Genomic DNA, 26,737 nt, shown 5'->3' with positions numbered 1-26,737 from the left:
AATAAGGATTACTGTAAACTATAATGTCTATCTCCTATTTTCGAAGATGGGATGTGATCACCATGACAAAAATCCAAGTCACACCGGAGCAGCTGGATAACGTGGCCTCCCAATTTGCCAATGCCCACGGCATACTGTATAACCAGCTAAACGGTCTGGATAGCACAATGAACCACCTTCACAGCCAGTGGGATGGTATGGAGAGAAATCGTTTTTATAATGACTATCGTACAGCTAAATATACGCTTTCTTCTATATTAAATAAGGTTCAATCCATTGAAATTGAGCTAAAAAGTATTGCTTTGAAGTTTAGAAATGCGGATGGTGGGAGCACACGTGGCTTCTGGTCAGCCTTGGCAGCAGCGATGAACGCCAGTGCAGCGCTGGCGGGCAGCGGAGAGGGTGGAAAGCATACTGGAGATATCGTGGATTCACCCCAAAATATAGACGAGTGGGAGCAGGCAGACGCGGATAAATATCATCAATATGAGGAACTATTGAAAAACGCAGAGACCATCGGCGACAAGAAGGTCATGCAGAAGATCCACGACCAGATGAATGTCCTGCGGCTGCAATACGAGGACTCGGTTATCCGTACAGATTACAATACAGGAGTGACCTCCAAGATCACATCCGATTCCCTTGTTGCCGTCACTGAACTGACAGGTAAAGACGGAAGCAAAACGGATATATCTATAGATAAAAAAGGAAATATTATAAGTTATGAGCAAAATACGGACAAATACGATTACTGGGTCCAAAAGCATACTCAATCAGCTGGAGAGCACGCTCTAGGTAAAACGGCCCAGACCGTTACCGGTTATGGAATGGGTCTTATTTTGTCGCGCGGGACTGGCGTCAGTGGAGCAGGTTCGGGCGCAGCCTCCGGCTGGGGAGAACACGTTGTCGGCATTGGTAGCGGCATGATCAGTGACAAGGTGCTGTTCTCTGTCCCCGATGAGGGAGAAACCCGTACCATGATCTACCGAACAAATAAAGAAACTGGGCATGTGGAGAACATGATCATCGTCACCAAAGGTGAAAATGAAATGAAGTATCGCTATTGGGAGGATTATAACTAGAACTTGAGTGGGAAATGATTTTAGTAAAGCGAATAGCAATATCTATCACATCTACAGACTTTTTCAAGACTAAGCGAGCGGCAGTGGAAGACTGCAAACTCACCAGTTGGTAAAATCTGTAGATTTTTTCGTGCGCATATTTCTAAAATTATATTTGAGTTATTTAATTGTTACATCGTATTTATGATTTAAGCAGTAACTTTATGGAATAAAGGACATCTGACTCATATCGTGTCTTTAATTTTTTTTTCAAATGTAGAGTAATCTGAGCTTAAGATCAAGCTTCAAAAAAAGATTGTATTATCATAATTTGGATAAATAAGAAAATGTAATAAGAATGTATTTATATCAATCTTTTAAAAATATTTAACAATTGCATAATTTAATTTTATTTATTTTTATGTAGTGAAAATAATGAAAAGAGCTATTCTTTCAGGAAAACGACTTTATGTAATGACAATCAACAAAATTATACATTTTACGACTTTTTATTTACAAAAATGTAACATTTGGAGGTTGACTTATTCATTGACTTTGTTGAAATAAATCGTTATTTTAATTCGTAAAAGGAGTAGAACATGGGTTGGAATAACGATTTATAAATTATTAATACAAGCTGATTAAATGCTAGTACACGGTGATTACATATGATTTAATTTGTTTTAAAATAATTCCTTTTTTCATTAATTATGTCGATCATAAATTTCTGCTTTAATACTACAAAGGTTATAACTTGCAACAGAAGTTAAATTTAAAAAGTACACATATTCAGGAAGCTCACTGGAGAAGAGGTTTTCAGATGAATGGTTTTCAGATGAATAAAGTATCTTTTATTTTTCCTGGGCAGGGTTCGCAATATGTAGGAATGAGTAAAGAACTATGGGATAATTTTAATGTGGTAAAGCGTTTATTCGAAGAAGCGGATGATACTTTAGGTGTAAAACTCTCAAAACTTTGTTTTGAGGGAGATTCCCAAGAGCTTCTTCAGACCATGAATGCCCAGCCAGCCTTACTTACTGCCAGCCTTGCTGCATATTATGCTAGCAGAGAAATACTGGAACTGGAACCTCAACTGTTGGCCGGGCATAGTTTAGGAGAATATTCAGCATTGGTGTGCAGCGGTTTTTTCTCTTTTCAAGATGGACTTCAAATCGTGAGAAAACGAGGAATGCTCATGCAGCAGACTACAGCTAACGGGGTAGGGACTATGGTTGCTGTTGCGAATGTTTCTGCTTCTATTCTGGAGAGCTTATGTCAAGAGATATCTACGGATCGTGATGTTATATCTATTGCATGTCACAATTCGGACAATCAGTACGTGCTATCGGGACATACAGAACCTATGGCTCGAATAGTGGAGCAAATCAAACGTCTAGAACATAGTAAGGTTAACTATTTAACAGTAAGCGGGCCTTTTCACAGTACTCTAATGAAGCCTGCAGCAGATAAGCTTGCCGTAGAACTAAAGAAATTCCCGCTACACAAGGGAAGGTGGCCGGTTGTTTCCAATGTAACAGCCTTACCACATGATGAATTTTCGATTTATGACTTGCTATACAAGCAAATGATAAGCCCCGTACGCTGGACAGATACGATGGATTATTTATATCAGAACGGTATTACCGTTGCGTTAGAATTAGGTCCGAGAAAAGTACTTGGACAGCTGATGAAAGAAAGATATCCGAGTATCTCCACTTTTTCTGTTAATACCAGTTCTTCTTTAAAAGAGGTGGACAAGTGGCTAAGTAAGCAGCAAAGTACACGCAAAGTTACACTTGAGCGTCTGGAGGAAGGCTTTGCAGCAGCGCTTATTGCACGAAATCGAAATGGGGATTACAAACAACATATGGAGGGGGTTGTTTACCCTAGTCAGCAGATTCGAAATCGGATCAATCAACTTCAACTTCAAAGTCATAAAAATGACACCGTTTATAATGCGGTTAATACAGAGGTGTTAGAGCTAATTCGTACTATTCTCACTACCAAGCAAGTGCCCGAGCAAGAACAACAGACGATTCTTAATATGTTCTGAATAAGATTCATCAATGATGTTGGAGATTGTAAATTTATTAACTGGAAGCTAATAAATCTTACGATATACGGGGGAATAGCATGTATACAAATAGGTTCAAAACACTGGTTGAGGTTATTACAGAACGGGGAAAGTGTGATCATAAATTTATTACTTTTATTGAATCGGATCAAAACGAAACAACACTTACTTATAAAGATTTATATTGGGAAGCTCTAGCATTTCTGGGGAATCTTCAGGATGCAGGAGTTAGGCAGGGACAGGAAATTGTATTTCAAATAGAAAATAATCGCCATTTTGTAAAAGCGTTTTGGGCTTGTATTCTTGGTGGCATGATTCCGGTACCTGTCAGCATCGGTAACAATGATGAGCATAGAATGAAACTTTTTAAAATTTGGGATGTTCTTAACGATCCTTTTTTACTCATCGAGCCCAAAATATTAAAAGACCTTGAGAAATATACATTGAAAAGCAACCAAGATGACCTATTCGAAAATATCCGCCATCGTCATCAATTACTTCTTCAAGACCATGAACAACCCAAGCAATCCTTTGCAAAGATACACACCCCTCAGATGGAGGATATAGCATTTATTCAGTTCTCCTCCGGTTCCACAGGTGATCCTAAGGGAGTCATCCTTACACATCATAATCTCATTCATAACACAAGTGGAATTATAAATAGGACAGTCGTCACAGAGCAAGATTCGTTCTTGCAGTGGATGCCTCTAACCCATGATATGGGTTTAATTTACAATCATATTACCCCATTAGTTGCTGGAGTGAATCAGTTCATTATGCCGACTTCGCTGTTCATTCGTCAGCCAGTACTTTGGATAAAAAAAGCTAGTGAACATCAAGTAAGCATTATTTCATCGCCAAACTTCGGATATAAGTATTTCATGCAATTTTTCAAACCTGAAAAAGTGAAGAACTGGAACCTGTCCAAGATCCGTGCCATCATCAATGGTGCTGAACCTATCTCTCCTGAATTGTGTGACACCTTTCTTGACAAATTAGCTCCTTTTGGATTAAAAAGAACGACTATGCGAACATCATATGGTTTAGCAGAAGCATCGGTTGCAGTTGCTATCCCGCCAATCGATACTGAATATATAACCGTTTATGTTGATCGTAAGCACTTAAATATTGGAGAGTCCGTCTTGGAGGTAGACAAGACTTTTCATAATGCTCTGCCATTTGTTGTGGTCGGTCAGTCGTTAGATTATTGTGAAATCAGAATATGCGATGACGAGGATGCAGAAGTCGCGGATCGCGTTATTGGGCACATACAAATCAAAGGTGAAAATGTTACAAAAGGATACTATAACAACGAAGATTCGACATCCAAACTTTTGACGTTAGATGGATGGGTGAGAACTGGCGATCTGGGGTTCTTCCGTGAAGGTCAATTAGTCGTCACAGGGAGAGCAAAGGATATCATATTTGTAAATGGACAGAACGTTTACCCTCATGACATCGAGCGTATCGCTGAGGAAGTAGAAGGAGTCGAACTTAATCGTGTGGCGGCGTGTGGAGTTCGTGTAAATGGGATGGAATCAGAGGAAATTGTGGTATTTGTCGTATCCAAAAAGACGATAGAAAAATTTTCTCCAATTGCATCTCAATTAAAAAAACATTTGTATCATCATGGAGGATGGGCGGTTCACGATATTATACCTATTAAGCAAATGCCCAAAACGACCAGTGGGAAGTTACAGAGGTATAAGCTTGCGGCTCAGTATGAAGCGGGACATTATCAGGAGACTTCGATAGTTTTAAAAGGGATCATGGAGCAAGAAAACAAAAATCAAAAATTGCCTACACTTTCGTTTGAGATCGAAAAAGTACTTCACGATATTTGCTGCGAGGTATTACTTAGGGAAGAGGTTGATACGAGAGATAGCTATTTTGATTTAGGAGCCAATTCCCTACAACTGGTTCAGATTACAGACAAAATTGAAAATCAGCTGGGGATTAAGCTTGCAGTTACCGATTTGTTTGATCACCCCTCAATAGCTCACTTGGCAGAATTTTTGGCGAGCCCCGCCGATTCTGAACAACAGCATATTCCTACAGATGATACGGATCACAACCATAGCAAGGACGTGGCTATTATTGGGCTTTCTTTGGACTTACCTGGTTCTTCATCTGTGTCACAGTATTGGGATCATATTGTTCAGGGCGATGACTGTATCGGGAACTTAAGCTCTCAACGTAAGCAAGACGCCATCGATTATTTATCAGTTGTGGATCAAAGGAAGGGAGAAGAAGAGTTTATAGAAGGTGGCTTCCTAGAAGAAATTGACAAATTTGATTATGCGTTCTTCAAGCTGAGTCCTGTGGAAGCAAGCTATATGGACCCAAATCAGAGATTATTCCTTCAGACCGCATGGCATGCACTTGAGGATGGGGGCTATGCAGGGGATCGGATTCACGGACAAAAGGTAGGAGTTTACGTCGGCTTCTCAAAAGTGGGCTACGATTATGAGCGGATGCTCTCTAAAGGAGAACCGGACAAATTTCACCAGTATATTGTTGGGAATTTACCGTCAGTGCTGGCAAGTCGAATTTCTTACTTTCTTAATTTGAAAGGTCCAGCAGTAACAGTGGATACGGCGTGCTCCTCTTCACTTGTCGCGATTCATATGGCTTGTAAGGCGTTAGCGACGGGCGATTGTAAGATGGCAATTGCCGGAGGAATCCGAACGATGCTATTACCAGTGAAGCTGGGACTAGATATGGAATCGCCAAATTACAGAGCTCGTACCTTTGGTGCAGAGGCAGATGGAACAGGTGTGGGAGAAGGGGTTGCAGCGGTCCTGTTGAAGCCTCTCGATCAAGCATTGCAAGACGGAGATCGTATTTATGCTGTGATTAAAGGAAGTGCGGTGAATCAGGATGGTACAACGGTAGGTATTACTGCACCTAGTCCTTCCGCACAGGCAGAAGTGGTAGAGGCCGCTTGGAATGATGCGGCTATTCACCCGGAAACTCTATCATTTATCGAAGCTCATGGAACGGGAACTAAACTAGGGGACCCTATTGAGATCGCGGGATTGACACAAGCCTTTGAAAAATATACGGATAAAAAACAATTTTGTGCAATCGGTTCTGTTAAACCCAATATTGGTCACTTATTTGAAGCAGCAGGAATATCCAGTCTTATTAAAGCAGTTCTGATGCTGCAAACGAGGAAGAATCCTCCGTTGGTTCATTTTAAGAGGCCTAGTTCCCGTATTAATTTTGAATTGTCGCCGTTTTATTTAACGACAGAAGTAGCGGATTTAAGTTCAAATGATGCCCCACTTCGCTGCGGAGTAAGTTCTTTTGGTTTCAGTGGAACAAATGCTCATGTTGTTATGGAAGAGTTTATAGAAACGCGAACAGATGATGATTCTGTAAACACGCCGGATGGCATTCATCTTTTTACGGTTTCTGCAAAAAATGAGCGAAGTCTGCATCATTTGGTTGAGGGATATGTGGACTATTTACGCCAAAATCCAGCGGTTTCCTTGGAGCAGATGTGCTATACCACACATATCGGCAGAGCTCATATGGAACATAAATTAGCAGTTATTACTTCCAGTCCAGAGGATTTATTACACAAGTTGGAGCGATGGACTTCCGGGAACAAACGAGAGAATGCACCTGATATGTATATAGGTTCTCATAAACAGAGCGTTGATCATAAACGGGAAAAAGATGATACGGTAGGTCGATTGATTACAGCCATTAGAGCAAGTGCACATACAGATGTTCACGCTCTACGCCAATTGGGTGAACTGTACGTCAAAGGTATGGCTATTCCGTGGCAAGCGCTTTATGCGGATGATATCAAAATAATCCAGTCGCTGCCTTTGTACCCTTTTGAACGAAATCGTTGCTGGTTTACTCCAAAAGTAGTGCAGATAAGTAACGTAGGCAGGGAGGAGAAAAGTATGGAGTCCGCGTATCCAAAAGAACTGCAAGCTACAGACCAGCTAGACTACACAGCGAAGATTTCCAAAGTATTAAAAGATGTAATCAGTAAAGTTTCCGGTTTTACGGTGGAACAACTGGATGAGCAGATGCATTTTCTCGAAATGGGCTTGGATTCAATTATGCTAGTTCAAGTTCAAAAAGAAATTAGAGAACAATTTAATGTGGATGTTCCCATGAACCACTTCTTTGAAAGTGTTACAAACCTGGATCGTCTAACAACGTTTATTTCAGATTTGACATATACCACCCAATCGGTAGCGGCTGCTGATGCTCTAAGTACGGTCGATGATCGGACAGAAGTCAATCCAGAAAATACGGTTGCTGCAAAGTCTTCGTCCGAGTTTGGTGGCCTGGAAAAGTTACTCTCTCAACAAATTGAATTACTGAACAACCAACAGCTTGGACTTACTCAAGTGTTGACCAAACAACTAGAGATGCTTAGTGGCGGTCAAGGGGGAACTATTCAGGCTGCACCGTTAACAACAAACAAAGATACAGTCAGTGCTCAGCCTACATCTCTGCATGCTGTGGCAACTGACGTGCCTATCACTTCTACAATTAAAGTGAATACAACTACTGAATCCAAACCCTTTGTACCCTATCAACCTCTACTAATCGGTGAGGAAAGTGGATACAGTGCGCGGCAAAATGATTTCTTACAGCGTTTTATTAAACGATATACTCAACGAACCCTCGGGTCCAAGAAATACACCCAGGATAGTCGATTGGTTCATGCTAATAATCGTCATGTGTCTGGGTTCCGGTCCTATTGGAAAGAAATCGTATATCCTATCATTTCAGAGAGCGCTTCGGGCTCAAGGATATGGGATGTGGATGGGAATGAGTACATTGATTTAACTATGGGCTTCGGGGTTCATTTACTGGGTCATAACCCAGCTTGGCTAACCGATACTTTGCGGAGCAATGTGCACGACCGTACGCCTTCGATCGGCCCTATGTCAAATACAGCAGGTGAGGTTGCTGCCTTGATTAGCGAGCTGACAGGTGTGGAGCGGGTTGCCTTTTATAATTCGGGGTCAGAAGCTGTTATGGTCGCTTTACGTTTGGCTAGAGCGGCTACAGGACGCTCCAAAATAGTGCTGTTTGCTGGTTCTTACCATGGAACGTTCGATGGTGTACTGGCTGTGTCCGATCCGAACTCAAGCGGGGGAGAGGCGTTACCCATGGCACCGGGAATTCCTTCGAGCATGATGGAGGATGTAATTGTACTCCCTTATAATCACCCGGATTCTATAAAAGCTATCAAACATTATGCACATGAACTTGCTGCCGTATTGGTGGAGCCTGTACAGAGTCGCAGACCGGATTTGCAACCAAAGGAGTTCTTGAAGCAAATTCGCGAGATCACAGCAAATTCGGGAACGGCACTTATTTTTGATGAAGTAATTACAGGATTTAGAATTCATCCAGGAGGTGCTCAGGCCTGGTTTGGAATTAAAGCTGATCTAGTTACTTACGGAAAAGTGGCGGGTGGAGGTATGCCTGTTGGCATTGTCGCCGGAAGCTCAGAGTTTATGGACACTGTAGATGGAGGTGTGTGGTCGTTCGGAGACGACTCCTATCCGGAAAATACGAATATTAAAACATTCGTAGGCGGTACTTTCTGCACACATCCGCTGACCATGCACACGGCTCTAGCGACTTTGAAATATTTGAAGTCTGAAGGGCCGAATCTTCAGGAACAACTGAACCGAAGAACCAACGAATGGGTAGCAGAGCTGAATACTTATTTTAAACAAAATAGTGTACCTATCCACATGGTGAACTATGGCTCACTATTCCGGTTTGTTTCGTTTGGCGACATTGAGCTCTTTTTCCATCTGCTGATTGACAAGGGAATTTACATTTGGGAAGGTCGCAATTGCTTTTTATCGACTGCTCATACAGATGGGGACCTTCAACAAATTACACAGGCTGTAAAGGAAAGCGTGGAGGAATTGAGAAAAGGGGGATTCTTACCTGACAATACGCCATCACCGGATGGAAATGGAAACCGAAAAAATAATGTGGTTCCCATCGAATCCTCATCGTTCCCTTTAACAAAGGAGCAGCAGCAAATTTGGTTTGCTACGCAATCCAGAAGTGATTCATCCACTGCATTCAATGAAATAGCAGCCTTGCGGATGCAGGGTCAACTGCAGCTTGATACTGTAAAACGTTCAGTTCAAGCAATTGTGAACCGGCATGATTCGCTACGGACGGTTATTGACCTCGATGGCGAAGAACAGCATGTTCTTGACAACGTGAATGTGGTCATCTCACTGAGTGATTTCTCAGGATCTCCTCCATCAGAGCACGAAGAAAAGGTCAAGCAATGGTTTGAGGAAGAGGGAAAAAGGGCGTTTGATTTGACGTCCAAAGATCCGCTGTTCCGAACTCACATTTTACGCTTACAACCGGAAGAACATATTGTGGTGTTCACATTTCATCATATTGTTGCTGATGGTTGGTCGATGGCAGTGTTTATCCGTGAATGGGAGCAAGCCTACACTTCTTTCTGCAAAGGTGAAAATATAGTCACGTTGCCTGTACCGCCAAAATTCAGAGAATTTCAAGCTTGGCAACAGTTGGAGCTAGAACATGCAGGAGTGAGTGAGGCAGTTTCTTACTGGGCACGGACATTGGATTCCGTCCCTGTCGCCATGGACATTCCGTCTGAGGACGGTGGCATGAAGAAAGCATCGTATAGAGGAAGAAGAATAAATATTCGGGCAGACAGTACGCTGGCGAGAAAGTTGAAAAAGCTTAGCATTAAAGCGGGTAACAGCTTGTTTGTTACACTGCTGAGTGCATATAAGGTGTTTCTGCACCGCTTAACTGGAAACACAACGATAGTAGTAGGGATTCCTACCTCTGGACAGTCTAGAATGGAACAAATTAATTTGATCGGTAACTGTGTTAACATGCTGCCGATTGTGAGCCATATTACCAGTAAAGATTCTTTATTTAAGTATATGGCACAAGTTAAGCAAGTCATGCAGGAGGTCGAACCGCTTCAAAGCTACTCTTTTGCTGATCTGATTGAGCGTATTGAGAACATACGGATACCTGAGATGAATGTCATCTTCAATATGGATCGACCAATGCAGAATTTTCATTTTCATGGACTGGACGTCGAATTGATACCGACGCCGATCCTGTACTCCAAATATGACATGTTTCTCAATGTGATGGAGGTCGAGGGAGAGCTTTGGTTTGATTTTGATATTAAAGCCAGCTTGGCCGGACCGGAAACAATGCAGATTTGGGCAGAGTATTTTTTACACATCCTGAATACGATTGCTGATGGGCAGGAACGGGATTTTGTAGATATCTCCCTCTTAAATCAGGATGAACTGAAATATGGGGTTAAAAACTACAGGGACTATGTGGAACTCGAATCCAGCGGCATCACGGACAACGATTCACCAAGAGCCATCTATTTACTGGATCATTATCTGCAACCTGCGCCTGTGGGGACGATCGGGGAACTGCATGTAGTACAGGAAAACGAATCTCCTTCCGAAAATTCAGTGTATTTACCGACAGGAATCCTGGCTTTGCGAACCGCAAACGGTGAATTGCGACTGTTGGGACCTGTTCAGAAGCGAGCCTATATAAAAGGACATGCCATATATACTGAACAGCTTGAACGATTTATTACCTCTATTCCACAAATTAGCGAGTGCCAAGTGATAGTTCAGAGTACAGAGGACAGAGCAGACACCCATCTGGTTGTATATGTTACGAGTCTTAATGATGGAATAGAGGAAATCCTACGCAAGCAATTGCGAAATCATTTGCAAGACCAATGGGTACCTCAACAGATCATTCAGCTTGAAAACATGCCCTTAAATTCACAGGGATATGTAGATTTGTCGCAACTTTCTACTATGAAACAAGCTGTTAGCAAAGAACCTGTTGAGGCAGTTAGTAGCACGGAGAGAAAAGTAGAGGGAATTTGGGGAACGGTGCTGGGATTGAATCGTGTTAGATCTGATGACAATTTCTTTGATCTAGGAGGAGATTCGTTGAAGGCGACTCTCTTGCTTGCCCGAGTTCATCAAGAGTTTGGCAAACGAATCCCCTTGAATGTACTTTTTCATTCACCGACAGTTTCGGCCTTGACCAAGGTGATCGAAGGAGCCAAACAAGGTACAGCCGTTTCTATTAAAAAGCTCGAAGAATGTACGCATTATGCAGTATCCGATGCCCAAAGACGTATGTTTGTCTTGCAGGATATGGGGATAGGTACAGCTTACAATATTACGGGCCAGGTGCGTATTGAGGGGGATCTAGACATCCCCCGTCTTCAGAAGGCTTGCCTGGATTTGATTCGGCGTCATGAATCATTTCGTACTTCTTTTAATATCGTGGATGGCGAAATTGTACAAGTCATTCATGATGAGCCGGCTTTTGAAATCAAAGTCACAGAAATATTGGAGAAAGATGCAGACGAGATGAGTCGATTGTTTGTCCGTCCGTTTGATCTGCGCCAATGGCCACTCTTCAGAGCAGAATTGTTTCGCTTTGAAGCTAATAAACATATGTTGGTCATGGATATGCATCACAGTATTGCAGATGGGCTTTCGTTATCCATTTTCCTTAATGAACTCGTACAGCTGTATCGGAGTGAAATGTTAGCTCCGATCCAAATTCAATATAAAGATTTTGTTGCATGGCAAAAGAAACAATATACCAGCAACCGTTTGTTTGAACAGGAACATTATTGGAAAAATGTTTTGAACGGAGAATTACCTGTACTGGCAATGCCTACGGACTTCCCTAGACCATTAGATCAAAGCTACGAAGGGGCTGTATTGTCGTATAACATCACTTCAGCAATGACAGAGGAATTAAAGAAACTTGCCAAAAATACGGGGACTACGGCCTTTATGATCCTGCTTGCGGCTTACAATATACTGCTCGCAAAGTATACGGGTCAGGAAGATATTATTGTAGGAACAGCGGTGGCAGGACGCCAGCATCCGGACACGGAAACGATGATAGGAATGTTTGTTAACACGTTAGCTTTGCGGAACCGTCCGTCTCCTCAGCGGAGTTTTCATTCGTTTTTGCAAGAGGTCAAGGAAACGACTCTGCGAGCTATGGATTATCAAGACTATCCTTTTGAAGCATTGATTGAGAGACTGGATATCCGCCGTGACCAAGGACGCAATCCTTTGTTTGATACGATGTTTGTCATGCAGAATTTTGAAATGAGTTCTCTTGAAGCCAATGGAGTAAAATTTCATCCAAGTGAATTCAATCCAGGGATTTCCCAATTCGATTTGGTACTAAGTGCTGACGAATGGCAGGAGGGTCTAGCCTTACGCTTCAATTATTGTACCCAATTGTTCCGATCAGAAACGATTGATCGCCTTGCTAGCCTCTATATACAAATATTACGCTCCATTTTAGAACAACCTTGGAGCGAGATTGGGAAGTTGGAATGGTTACCTGAGGAAGAGAAGTTGCAGCTAATACACGGCTTTAACACTATTGATCTGCCCTCTTCATCGATAGTGGAGAAACAAGAAACGTTGCACTTGCAATTCGAAGAGCAAGCTCTCAAAAGTCCGGATCATGTAGCTGTAGTTCATCAGGGACATGTGATTACTTATAAAGAGCTGAACGAGAAATCAAATCAGCTGGCGAGGGCATTAATGAAGCGGGGAGTAGGGGCAGAAACTGTAGTCGGCTTAATGGCGGGCCGTTCATTAGATTTGGCCGTTGGTATGTTGGCTATTTTAAAAGCCGGTGGCGCCTATCTTCCAATCGACAGTTCTTATCCAGAAGAACGAATTCACTTTATGCTTGAGGATAGCGGGGCTGCTCTCCTGTTGTTGAATGACTCATCTAATTACAATGCTACAACTTATGAAGGTTTAGTCCTAAATATGGACGATGATGAGTGGTATAAAACAGAAAGCAAGTTGTCTTCAAAGTGGGAATCGGATTCAAGTCATTTGGCATATGTGATCTATACATCAGGCTCAACCGGTACTCCTAAAGGAGTTTGTATTGAGCATCGAGCGATATTAAATACGTTGTCTTGGAGAATAAATGAATATGCACTAGAAGCAGCAGACCGTATCCTGCCAATGCTGTCTAGCTCATTTGATGCTTTTGTGGGTGCCTTTTTTACTCCGCTGCTGTCTGGAAGTACGGTAGTGCTGCCTACGAATGAGGAACTGAGTGAATTATCGGCTCTGAAGACCTTAATTTTATCAAATCATATTACACATCTCGTGTGTACTCCTTCCATGTACATGTCTATTATAGAGGGTCTGACTCCAGATGAAGCCAAGTCTCTCAAGGTTGTAACGTTAGGCGGTGAGAAAGCAACGAAACGGTTGATAGAAGCCAGCCAAGCCAAACATCCTGGCATTCAATTGTTCAATGAGTATGGTCCAACAGAAAATAGTGTAGTTACAACGATGTTACGAGATATGGGGCCTGAAGAAGTGGGGTGTATTGGAAAGCCGATTCCTAATACGGGCGTTCTCATTCTGGATCAATACTTGCAGTTGCGGCCAATAGGGCTTTCAGGAGAATTATGCGTTTGGGGTAAAGGAATTGCGCGAGAATATCGTAATCGTCCTGAGCTTACGGCGCAGAAATTTATCCCACACCCTTATTTGGACAATATGAAGCTCTACAGAACAGGAGATTTAGCGAGATGGTTACCTGACGGAACGCTAGAGTATCTTGGCCGCGCAGATCAACAAGTAAAAATCAGGGGCTACCGGATTGAGCCAGGTGAAATTGAAAACACATTGTTGGCTCATAGAGCGGTAAAAGAGGCAGCAGTAGTGATTAAAGGAACAGATGACAATCCGTATTTATGCGCTTATGCCGTTTTGCGGGAATCGGTTACAGTAGATGTTTTGAAAGACTATCTGTCGTCAAGCCTGCCTCATTATATGGTACCAGCCCATGTATTCTTGTTGGATGCGATGCCGCTGACAGCAAACGGCAAAGTTAGTAAAAGTGCATTACCTGAACCAGGGGAGCATTCTAGCAAAGAATTACAGCATGTTGGGCCCAATAATGAAACGGAGCAGCTATTGATCGAAATGTGGCAGGATCTGCTGGAGATTTCTCCGATTGGTATACACGATCATTTTTTTGAAATAGGTGGGCACTCGATGAAAGCGACCCTGTTGACTGCGAAAATCAACGAGGTCTTTCATATCGAAATTTCAACTCAAGATATATTTGGGGCACCAACAATCGAAGCGCTCTCCAAGAAGATTCTTGCTGCCAAACCCACAGATTACCAACGAATTGAGGCAGTGACTGAGGGAGCTTATTATGAGGTTTCTCCAGCACAATCCAGATTGTTGGCCGTGCTACCGCTAGATGAGACGGGTGTGGCTTACAACATGTCGGCAGCATTGATGATCGAAGGTCATGTAGATCGAAGAAGAGTGGAGCGTACCTTTGAACAATTATTAGCCCGGCACGAAGCATTTCGGACCTCGTTCGGATACGTGGATGATAGAGCGGTGCAATTTGTACAACCAGAGGTAAGCTTTGAACTTGGCTTTGCCCGGGCTGCTGGTGATATTACGACAAAGGGCATAGATACATTGATCCATAATTTCATCCGTCCTTTTGATGTTGGTAAAGCCCCACTATTTCGGGCGGAGCTTCTTCAAATGGATCGTGATAAGTTTATGCTTCTTATTGATATGCATCATTTGATAGCTGATGGTACTTCTATCGACACTATTATTGACGAATGGAACAAGCTGTACAAGGGAGAAGAACTTCCCGCTTTACCGCTTCAATACAAAGATTACTCTGCTTGGCTCAGATCGAATACAGAAATTCATACAAAGCAAGAACAGTATTGGCTTGATCAATATAAAGGAGAACTTCCCGTTCTAGATCTGCCTACAGACTATCAGCGGCCACAGTTGCAGAGTTTTGTTGGAGATATGGTGAAAGTCGAACTGTCCGAAAAGCTTATAGAACAGTTGAATCTCACGTGTATTCAAACAGATAGCACACTCTTTATGCTTCTATTTGCTGCCTATAATGTGCTGCTGGGGAAATATGCGGGACAGGAAGATATCGTAATCGGCATTCCAACATCTGGACGGACGCATGCAGATACCAATGGGATCGTAGGGTTATTCGTTAATACACTGGCTATTCGAAACCATCCGGCTAGTCATAAGAGCTTCAAAACCTTTTTGAACGAAGTAAAAGAAAACACGCTGCAAGCTCTGCAAAATCAATCGTATTCATTTGCCGAACTGGTTGATAAGCTGTCCATCAAGAGAGACCTGAGTCGAAATCCGTTGTTTGACACAATGTTCTCCTTTATGAATACGGATGCACAGCAGTGGCAAGCCGATAACCTTTATTTTGAGCTATATCCGTTTAAAACGGGGATTTCCAAATTCGATCTTGTACTGAATGCCGAACAAAAGGCTGGGAGAGTTCATCTGGAATTTGAGTACAGTACAAAACTGTATAAAAAAGAAACAATTGAGCTTCTCGTCGAGCATTACCTGAATGTATTGGAGGAAGTAGTCCAAAACGCTGATATGGCATTGACTGATATTAATCTTCTAAGCGCAACAGAAGCGGCTGCTATGGAGGAACGGTATAACAGCACTCATATAGCTTATCCACAGCCAAGACCCATACATCATTATATTGAGGAGCAGGCTGATAGAAGACCGGATGCTAAAGCTGTTATCTATCAAGATCAGGTGCTGACCTACAAGGAGTTAAATGATCAGGCGAACGCGATAGCAAGCAATTTGTTGGCTAAAGGAATTGGACTTGGAAGTTATGTGCCTATACTCATGGAACGGAGCCTGGAACTGGTAGTATCCATGCTGGCTGTTATGAAAACAGGTGCTGCTTTTTCGCCTCTTGATACAGAGTGGCCTATTGACCGCTTACAGAGCGCCCTGCAGGATTTGGGAAGTTCTACCCTATTGGTCAATTCAAGTACACCTATCAGCTCAGAAATAAATGCTGAAGAGTATCTAGTTATAGACTGCTCTGTAGTCGAAAAGAGGAGTAACGCTATCAGTAACCCGGCAGTAGATGTAGATATGGAATCACCAATCTATGTAATCTTCACTTCGGGTTCAACCGGCAAACCCAAAGGAGTTATTGCTGCCCATAAAGGAATCACCAATCGTTTTCTATGGATGAACGACTATTTTGGAACATCGGCTGCACAAAGTGTTCTCCAGACGACTCATCATGTATACGACAGCGCGGTATGGCAATTGTTTTGGCCATTAATGAACGGCGGAACGACCGTGTTGCCGGAAACAGGCATGACCGTGGATGCTACGTACATGACGAATATCATTGAACAGGAGCGTATTTCTTTTACAGACTTCGTTCCATCCGTATTTAATGCTATTGTCAACCAGTTGGACCAAAATTCAACTCGAACCAAGCAATTGGATTCTCTTCAACAAGTTATTCTTGGTGGTGAAGAAATTACGCCATCGACGGTTCATACGTTTTTAACCATTTTTCCTCATGTTCAAATCACGAACCTGTATGGTCCAACGGAGGCAAGTATAGGCTGTGTTGCTTATCGAGTGACAGGAGATGAAGACAGAATTCCTATCGGAAAGCCAATTGCCAATACTAAGATTTATATATTGGACCCTGGACTAAAAAGGGTTCCCGTAGGAATCGCGGGAGAAATGTATATTGCAGGTACACCACTTGGGATTGGATATTTGAATGATCCGACTAAAACGAAGGCCAGCTTTATAGATAATCCTTATTCAATGCCTGGCTATGAAAAGCTCTATAAAACAGGAGATTTAGCTAAATACTTGCCTGACGGTAACATTGCTTTCCTGGGCAGATCCGATTTTCAGGTCAAAATTCGCGGCTATAGGATTGAGCTTAGTGAAATTGAATATCATCTTTTAGGCATAGCTGATATTCAGGAAACTGTCGTAATGGTCAAAGAGAATAAGGGAAGTTCTTATTTATGCGCGTATGTGGTTTCAGCTAATCGATTAGATACGGATCATATCAAAATGCAGTTGGCTAAGGAGCTTCCTGATTACATGATACCTTCGGTGTATGTTCCGCTTGACGTGATCCCCATTACACCTGGCGGAAAGATTAACCGTAAAGCATTACCTGAACCTGACTGGAGCGGTGCCTTAGAAGTGGAGTATGTGGAACCAACAGGTGAGACTGAAGTATTGCTGGCCCAAATATGGGAGGAAGTGCTTGCCGTAACAGGCGTGAGTGCAACTCACAACTTCTTTGATTTGGGCGGAGACTCTATTAAGGGTCTGCAAATCGTCTCGCGTTTGAACACACATGGCTACAAGCTAAGCATTAAAGAATTATTTTTGTACCCTCAGATTAGACAATTGAGCCCATTCGTTAAGGTGATCCGTCGGAAAATTAGTCAGGAAGCTATTGAGGGGGAGCTGCCTTTAACGCCAATACAGCAGCGATTCTTCCATCTACAGAAGATAAGTCCTCAGCATTTTAATCAGTCCGTCATGCTATTTTCTGAAGACGGTTTTGATGAGCAAGGGATTGTGGCTGCATTTGACTGCATCATTAAACAGCATGATGCCTTAAGAATGACATTCTGTCAGAGAGAAGATCGCATCGTTCAATACAATGAAGGGCTAAACAATCAACCACTATCCTTGGCGATAAAATCACTGCCTGAAGGTCTACCAGCAGAAGCATGGATTGAGCAAGAAGCAACGGCTATTCAAAGTAGCTTCGATCTCACAACCGGCCCTTTAATGAAGCTGGGATTATTCCGGACTGTTGAGGGAGATCACCTGCTCATTGCGGTTCATCACCTGGTAGTTGATGGGGTTTCGTGGAGAATTATTTTACAAGATTTTACGTCCCTTTATCAGCAATATCAGCAGGGGGCAGCACTACTCTTGCCAGACAAAACAGATTCGTACCGCTCTTGGGCACAAGAAATAAGCCAATATGCAACAAGCGAGGAACTGGCACAAGAACTGGAATACTGGACACAGCTGGAGCAAACCGAGTCTGGAACGTTACCTAAAGATAACTCCTATGAAACCAATATGTTGCGTGATAGCGAAAATGTAAGTGTCTCACTTGATAATGAGAACACTAGTAAATTATTAAGACAGGTGCACCAGGCCTACAATACTGAAATTAATGACATTTTGCTCACTGCTCTTGGATTAAGTATCAAAGAATGGACTCAGCAGTCTCGTGTGTTGATTTATCTTGAAGGGCATGGGCGAGAAGAAGTGTTTCAGGAAATGAACATTTCCAGAACCGTTGGTTGGTTCACAACAATGTATCCATTTTTACTGGATGTGGACAATGCGCATGATCTTTCATATCAGATTAAGAACATCAAAGATAGCCTTAGAAGGATACCGAACAAGGGCTTTGGGTATGGGGTATTAAACTATGCTCAAGTGAATGAGTCTGGTGTGACTGCATTTCAAGCCGCTCCTGAAATTGCCTTTAATTATATGGGGCGTTTTGATACGGAACTAGATACAGATGTATTTACACTTTCTAAATTTTCCTCAGGAGAAGAGGCTAGTCCCTTTACGGAAAGATCCGTAGCGTTAGATATCAACTGCATTATTAATGAGAATGAACAGTTAATTATTACATGCAACTATAACAAGCAAGAATACCAGCAACAAACCATTGAACGAATATTGTTTTTATTCCAAAAACATTTGACGAATCTAATCGACCATTGCTGCAGCAAACAAGTAACGGAACAAAGTCCAACTGATTTTCTCTATGACAAATTGTCAATCGATGAGTTTCAGAACCTGTCCCAACTTTTAAGTAACAAACTAAACTTGTAGCAAAGTGGTGAGCCGTATGAGAAACGCACTCATTCAAAACATTTATCCATTGACACCCATGCAGGAGGGGCTTCTATATCACTCCATTTTAGACGAGCACTCAGAAGCATATTTTGATCAAACGGTCATTACCTTAAATGAACGGTTGAATGTAGAGACGCTGAAAGAAAGCTTCCAAACCCTAATTGACCGTTATGATGTGTTACGGACTGTGTTTGTTTATAAAGAAACAGACCAACCGTTACAAGTCGTGCTGGCTAATAAAGAGGCAACGATTGATTATAGAGACATTACGGAATTAAATGAAGCAGAACAACGTTTATATGTTGATAATTTTACGATTAATGATCGGAAAATGCGTTTTGATCTGGAAAAGGATCTCCTTATTCGGATAAGTGTTCTTGCATTAAGTGATACAAGCTGCAAAATGGTTCTAAGCTTTCATCACATCATTATGGATGGCTGGTGTATTGGTACAATTGCGAAGGATCTGTTCCAAATTTACAGAGCTTATTCCCTCGGGAAGAAGCCAGAATTGGATGTAGTATTTCCATATAGCCGGTATATCAGTTGGTTAGGTCAGCAAAATAAGAAGACAGCTCTTGCTTATTGGGAACAACAATTATCAGGTGTGGAAGAGCAAAGTGGCTTACCTCTTAGCAGTAAGTCAACTGAGGATGGAAGCTACAAGCTGAACAACCATATTTTTACCTTGGACGAGCAGTTAACCCGTGGTTTGGAAATGATAGCACAACAAAATCAGGTAACCTTAAGTTCTGTATTTCATGGGATTTGGGGTCTGTTGCTACAAAGATACAATAACACCAAAGATGTGGTATTTGGTTCCGTTGTTTCCGGCCGTCCAGCTGAGCTGGAAGGGTCGGAGGAAATGGTTGGATTATTTATTAATACGATTCCTGTACGTATTTGTCATAAAGAAGCACAAACATTTTCCCAGATAATCAAGCAATTTCAGCAGAATATGATGGAATCGGGGAAGTACCATTTTCTATCCTTGGCTGATATTCAGATGCTAACCCCACTGGGTAAAAGCTTGATCCACCATATCATAGCGTTCGAGAACTATCCAATTACTGAAGAGCTTGCTGGTGGTGAAGGAGAACAGCTTGTTTCAATTGTGGAAACCGAGGGCTTTGAGCAAACGAATTATGATTTTAATATTGGAGTCATTCCTGGTAAGGAATTGAAGGTTAAGTTTGGCTATAACAGTATTGCTTATCAAGCTTCAGATATTGAAAGAATTGAACTGCACCTAAAACAAATAGCTGAACAGGTAGTTTCTAATCCGCATATGAATGTGGATGATATTGATTTGCTTTCTGGCGAGGAAAAACACAGAATCCTGCGAGATTTTAATGATACAGATGCCTTATATCCTCAAAGCCAAACGATTCAACAGCTATTCGAAGAGCAGGTGGCACTGACGCCGAATCGTTTGGCAGCAGCATTCGCTGATGGGCGGTTAACTTATCTGGAATTGAACGAACGGGCTAATCGATTGGCTCGCGTCTTGAGGATGAAAGGGGTGCAAACTGGCCAGATTGTTGGGATTGCAGCCTATCGCTCACCGGAGATGCTAGTCGGGATCATGGCTATTCTTAAGGCAGGGGGGGCTTACTTGCCAATCAATCCAGAGGATCCTCTGGAACGAATTCAATATATAGCGGGTAACAGCGGAGCTTCCATCCTGCTGGTGCAGCAGGAAATCCAAACTACATTGAAGGATATTTCAGCGAATATCAGCGTGCTTGCGATCGGAGCAGACTGGCCAACTGAAAAAACTAATCTTGAACCTTACAGTGGGCCGGAAGATTTAGCTTACGTAATTTATACATCCGGTTCTACAGGTAAGCCTAAAGGAGTTATGATTCGTCACACCTCTATAGTGAATCGGCTTCATTGGATGCAAAAAAAGTATCCGATTGGTGTGGACGATATCATTTTACAGAAAACGCCTTACACCTTTGATGTTTCTGTATGGGAACTATTTTGGTGGGCTATAGCCGGAGCTTCAGTCTACTTTCTTCCGCCTGATGGGGAGAAGGATCCCAAGCTACTGGTGGACACGGTGGCAGAACAGAAAATTACAACCCTTCATTTTGTGCCTTCCATGTTGTCTGTTTTTTTGGAGTATGTTGAGCAGCACCAAGCAGAGGGGAAACTCAGCAGTATTAAACGAGTTTTCGCTAGCGGGGAGGCACTAACAGTAAAGCAAGCCAGACGGTTTAATACTTTGCTTCGAAAGCCGAATGGCACAACTCTGCATAATTTATACGGACCAACGGAGGCAACAGTGGATGCAACATGGTTTGATTGCCCGGATGGAGATGATTTGCAGAGTATTCCAATTGGTAAGCCTATTGACAATACCCGGTTGTACATTTTGGATCAGGAGGGGAGATTGCTTCCTGTTGGTATTCCAGGCGAACTTTATATTGCTGGTACAGGAGTAGCCCTAGGCTACATTAATCAACCCGATCTAACGGACGAAAGATTCACGGATAGTCCCTTCGTTTTCGGAGAGCGTATGTATAAGACAGGGGACTTGGCGAAGTGGCTCCCCGACGGCAATGTGGAGTATCTCGGAAGAACAGACCACCAGGTGAAAATCCGTGGATATCGTATTGAGACTGGAGAAATCGAGAAGGTCCTGCTCTCTCATCATGACATCAGAGAAGCCGTTGTTCTATCTAGAAAAGACCAAGAGGACGAAACGTATTTATGCGCTTATATTGTTTCGGACCATGAACTCTTAACACAGGAAATACGATCTTTTTTGAAAGCGTCTCTGCCCTTGTATATGGTACCTGCTCATCTGATACAGATGGAAACGATACCTCTTACGTCTAATGGAAAGGTGAACCGAGGAGCGCTTCCTGAGCCCCATCATGTGATTCGGGAGCAGGGGGTTGTAGCTCCTCGAACAGATACAGAAACTCGTCTAGTACGTTTGTGGGAGGATATTCTGCATGTGAGCCCCATAGGTGTACACAGCCATTTTTTTGAACTGGGTGGACATTCGCTGAAGGCTACAATACTGATCGGGAAAATTATTCGAGAATTCCAGGTCGAGTTGCCTATGCGTGAAATATTTGAGTACCCAACTGTGGAAAGCATGAGCAAACTCATTGAACGTACAATCGGGAGAGGGGCAGGTACATTTACCGAAATTGCTCTACTTTCTGATCAAACCTATTATCCAGTTTCCTCCTCGCAAAGACGTCAGATGATATTGCATCAACTTGAAGGAGCGGAACTGGTTTACAATATGCCTTCTGTCATGCTCGTTCAAGGCCATCTGGATCAGGAACGGTTGAAAATGGCTTTCAACACTCTGATTCACAGGCATGAAGCATTGCGCACTTCTTTCTCATGGATCAACGGAGAGCCGGTTCAAAGCGTACATGACGAAGTAGAATTTGAGTTGAAAATTCATAGTCTGACCAGCAAAGAGGATTCAGAGGAACAGCATATAGAAACGGTGCTAAGTGAATTCGTCCAACCGTTTGACCTGAGTCGTGCCCCTTTATTAAGAGGCGAGCTGATCCCGTTGGCAGAGAACAAAAATATGCTGCTGGTTGATTTACACCATATTATTTCGGACGGCGTTTCTATGTCTATTATTATGGATGAATTTGTAAAAGCATATGATGGACAGGCGCTTCCGCCTCTATCCGTTCAGTACAAAGATTATGCTAACTGGCATAATGAGCAAATAAATCATGGATTTATTAAAGAGCAGGAATCCTACTGGCTTGATCTCTTTAAACATGAGCCGCCTGTACTGGAGCTACCAACGGATTTCCCAAGACCGTCTATTCAAAGCTATGAAGGTAACACGGTATCCCGAATCCTGGGCGATGATATAACAGAGCCACTTCACAAACTTGCAGCTGAAACTCAAAGTACATTGTTCATGATTTTACTGGCTGTATATAACGTTGTTTTGTCCAAGCATGCACGACAAGACGACATTGTCATCGGTACACCGGTTGCTGGGAGAAGACATCCAGATACAGAAAAGATCGTCGGCATGTTTGTTAATACGTTGGCACTACGTACTAGCCCTTCAGCGGAGAAGAGTCTTTCAGCTTTTCTGGACGAAGTTAAGGAAACGGTTTTATCTGCTTTTGAGCATCAGGAATATCCCTTTGAGCAATTGGTCGAAAAGCTTGCGCTGCGGAGAGATGTGAGCCGAAGCCCGATCTTCGACACCATGTTTGTCATGCAAAATACAAAAGGACAGCCGCTACAATCTAGTGGGTTGGAATTCAAACCGTTTCCGTTCAATCCAGGTGTATCCCGATTTGATTTAACCTTGAGTGCGGAAGAAACAGGCAGCTACCTTCATTTGAATTTGGAGTATAACAGTGCTTTGTTCCAAAAGGACACTGTCGAACGCTTCTTGGATCATATGGTGGTGGTGCTAAGGTCGTTTGTAGCTAATAGCACACAAACCATAGGTGATACCGATTTGTTAACAGCGGTAGAAAAAGAATTAATTTTGAAGAAATTCAACGGGACGGCTGCGCCTTATCCAAGGGAGAAGACGATTCATCAATTGTTTGAGGAGCAGGTGGAGCGAACACCGGAACATCCGGCAGCCCTATACAAAGATCGGCAATTGACGTACCGGGAGCTGAATGCCCAAGCGAATCGGGTGGCTCACGTCCTGCGGAAGAAAGGGATCGGGCCCGACCAGATGGTGGGCATCGCAGTTCATCGATCGCTGGAGATGATCGTCGGCCTGCTGGGGATTTTGAAGGCAGGCGGGGCGTATCTGCCGCTACATCCAGAGGACCCGGAAGAACGGCTGGGATTCATGCTGGAGGATAGCGGGGCATCTATCCTGCTGACCCAGCGGGATCAGTTGGACCGCCTTCATCCGCACGGAGCCAATCGCGAGCTGATCGCTATCGAAGATCTGCTGATGGAGGGGATGGAGCTTACAGGAGAAGAGTGCGAGAAGAACCCGGAACCCGTTAACCGCTCAACCGATTTGGTGTACGTGATCTATACGTCAGGCTCCACCGGCAAGCCGAAGGGGGTCATGATTGAGCACGCATCGCTGATCAACCGTCTGCACTGGATGGAAAAACGAATTCCGTTTGGAGCGGAGGATGTGATCCTGCAAAAAACGCCATACACCTTTGACGTATCGTTGTGGGAGCTGTTTTCGTGGGCGATTCAGGGAGCGACGGTATGCTTTCTGGAGCCGGGAGGCGAGAAAGACCCGGCAACGATAGCCGAAACGGTGGAGGCCAACGGGGTAACAGCGATCCATTTTGTACCATCCATGCTGGGAGCATTCCTGGAGTATATCGAGCATAGCGGAGCCGCCGGAAAAATGCGTAGTGTCCGGCGAGTATTTGCCAGCGGGGAAGCGCTGATGACAGAACATGTCCGCCGGTTTAACCGTTTGCTGGGAGCCGAAGGAGCCACGCTACACAACCTGTATGGACCGACAGAGGCAACGGTAGAGGTGGCGTATTACGACTGTCCTGCCGAGCAGGAACCAGAGAGCATTCCGATTGGGAAGCCGATTGATAACGTAAAATTGTATATTTTGGACCATAAAGACCGATTGCAGCCGATAGGTGTACCGGGCGAGCTGCACATTGGAGGGGACTGCGTAGCCCGAGGATATGTGAATCGGAAAGAACTGACGGAGGAGAAGTTCGTAGCGGACCCCTATGCGGCAGGGGGACGGATGTACCGGACGGGAGACTTGGCGAGGTGGCTACCGGATGGAAACATTGAATATATGGGTCGGATCGACCATCAGGTGAAAATTCGGGGCTACCGGATCGAACTGGGTGAGATTGAAGCGGCAATACTGGCCTACGAAGGGGTACAGACGGCAGTAGTGCTTGCTCGTGATGACCGTTCTGGGGGAAGTTATTTATGCGCCTATGTTGAACATGCCCAGGAATTCAATGTACAAGCATTAAAGGCTCGTATTAAAGAAGTCCTTCCCGAGTATATGGTGCCTGCTTATATCGTATCTATGGAAGCTATGCCTTATCTATCGAGCGGTAAGATCGACAGAAAAGCATTGCCTGAGCCTGATCACAGTCTGTCGATTGAGGTAGATTATATTCCTCCATCCAATAAGGTTGAAACGTTGATGGCGGAAATCTGGCAAGAGGTTCTTGGCTATGCTCCTATCGGAACGAATCATAACTTTTTTGAATTGGGCGGGGATTCGATTAAAGCTATTCAAATTTCCACACGTCTAAGTAAGCACGGATATCGCATGGAAATTAAGGACCTTTTCCGTCATCAAACGATAGGTAGCCTGACTCCAGATCTAAGAGCAGTCAGTGTTCAAGCCGAGCAAGGGATTATTGAAGGAGAGGCTGAGCTATCCCCTATCCAACGATGGTTTTTTGAACAAAAGTTCACGGAATCCAACTATTGGAACCAGGCCGTTATGTTGTATAGCCAAAATGGGTGGGAGGAAGAACTGGTCGATCAGGTGTTGTGTAAGCTGACTGAGCATCATGATGCCTTACGAATGACATATACAGCGAATCAGGACAAAATTATTCCCATCATTCATGGTACGAATCGAAAGGCATATGCTCTTACTGCTCTGGATGTAAGCCATGAGTCATCCATTGAAGAAGCAATCCAGACCCTCAGCGAAGCGATTCAGCGGCGCATGAATTTAGAAAACGGTCCGCTTGTGCAAGCGGGGTTGTTTCACACCGCTCAAGGTGATCACTTACTACTCGCGATTCATCATTTGGTGGTAGATGGAGTTTCTTGGAGAATTCTATTGGAAGATTTGGAGCAGGGGTATATGCAGGCACTTAATAATGAAGAAATCCTCTTTCAGGCGAAGACCCATTCATGGAAGGATTGGACCCATCGCCTTGGTGATGATGCAAAGGGTGGGCGTCCAGCTCGTTACAAACGTTATTGGGAGAATGTAATCCGTCATTCCAGTAAACCGCTTCATAAAGACTATCCGGCCGCTGACAGAAGAGGGAAAGACCTGGAAATCTGCAACGTAAGGCTTTCCAAGCAACAAACAGATCGTCTACAGAAGGATGTACACAAGGCTTATAGTACGAATGTAAACGATCTACTGTTGACAGCCTTTGGGCTGGCATTGAGAGACTGGACTGATGATGACGAATTTACCATTTTGTTGGAAGGGCACGGACGGGAACAGATTTTTGATGATATAGATATAACCAGAACGGTCGGCTGGTTTACTACGATGTATCCTATTCATCTGGATATGAAGCATAATACCGATTTAGCTTACCAAATTAAGCTGACCAAGGAAGCGTTGCGACGTGTTCCTAATAAGGGCATTGACTTCGGAATTCTGGAATATATGACCCTACACGATTTGAAAAGTACTAGCCAGGGACATTTTGCACCTGAAATTCGCTTTAATTATCACGGCCAGATTGATTCAGGCTCCGTTGCGCCTTTATTTGTCGAATCAAAGTATTCTGCGGGTCGAACAGTAAGTGAGGAGACCGAGACACCATTTGTGCTTGATATTAATGGAAGTATCGAACAGGGGATATTAACCCTCGGGATTGAGTATAGCAGTCGTGAATATGCTGAATCGAGTATTCAAAAATTGGGAAATTTCTTGCAAAGTCGTTTGCTAGAAATTATTGAGCATTGCTCTGAAAAGAAGGAGAAGGAATGGACTCCCGCAGATGTGAGCGATGAGAATCTTTCAATTAACGATTTGGATGAGATTATGGCCTACTATAAAAATAATACATCTTCCTAGGCGGTGGATT

The 26,737-nt window shown here is 43.3% G+C and carries 4 protein-coding genes; all 4 read left to right on the top strand.

Annotation, left to right across the window (positions count from 1 at the left end; genetic code table 11):
• The first annotated feature begins 62 nt into the window (after positions 1–62).
• The 4 genes from ACU1JV_RS08640 (at position 63) to ACU1JV_RS08625 (ending at position 26,727) form a co-directional block, all read left to right on the top strand.
• Positions 63–1,082, top strand: coding sequence for a WXG100 family type VII secretion target (locus ACU1JV_RS08640; RefSeq protein ID WP_434954054.1), 1,020 nt, complete (start codon positions 63–65; stop codon positions 1,080–1,082).
• 799 nt (positions 1,083–1,881) lie between these two features.
• Positions 1,882–3,114, top strand: coding sequence for an ACP S-malonyltransferase (fabD, locus tag ACU1JV_RS08635; RefSeq protein ID WP_413985650.1), 1,233 nt, complete (start codon positions 1,882–1,884; stop codon positions 3,112–3,114).
• An 80-nt stretch (positions 3,115–3,194) separates the two neighbouring features.
• Entirely contained in the window at positions 3,195–18,944 is a 15,750-nt protein-coding gene (locus ACU1JV_RS08630; RefSeq protein ID WP_413985651.1) for an amino acid adenylation domain-containing protein, read from the top strand.
• A gap of 16 nt (positions 18,945–18,960) precedes the next feature.
• Positions 18,961–26,727: an amino acid adenylation domain-containing protein gene (locus ACU1JV_RS08625; RefSeq protein ID WP_413985652.1), complete on the top strand. Its 7,767-nt coding sequence runs from the start codon at positions 18,961–18,963 to the stop codon at positions 26,725–26,727.
• Positions 26,728–26,737 lie beyond the last annotated feature (10 nt).

It is taken from the genome of Paenibacillus sp. T2-29, assembly GCF_052921365.1.
This window is presented reverse-complemented; position numbering and strand designations above follow the sequence as displayed.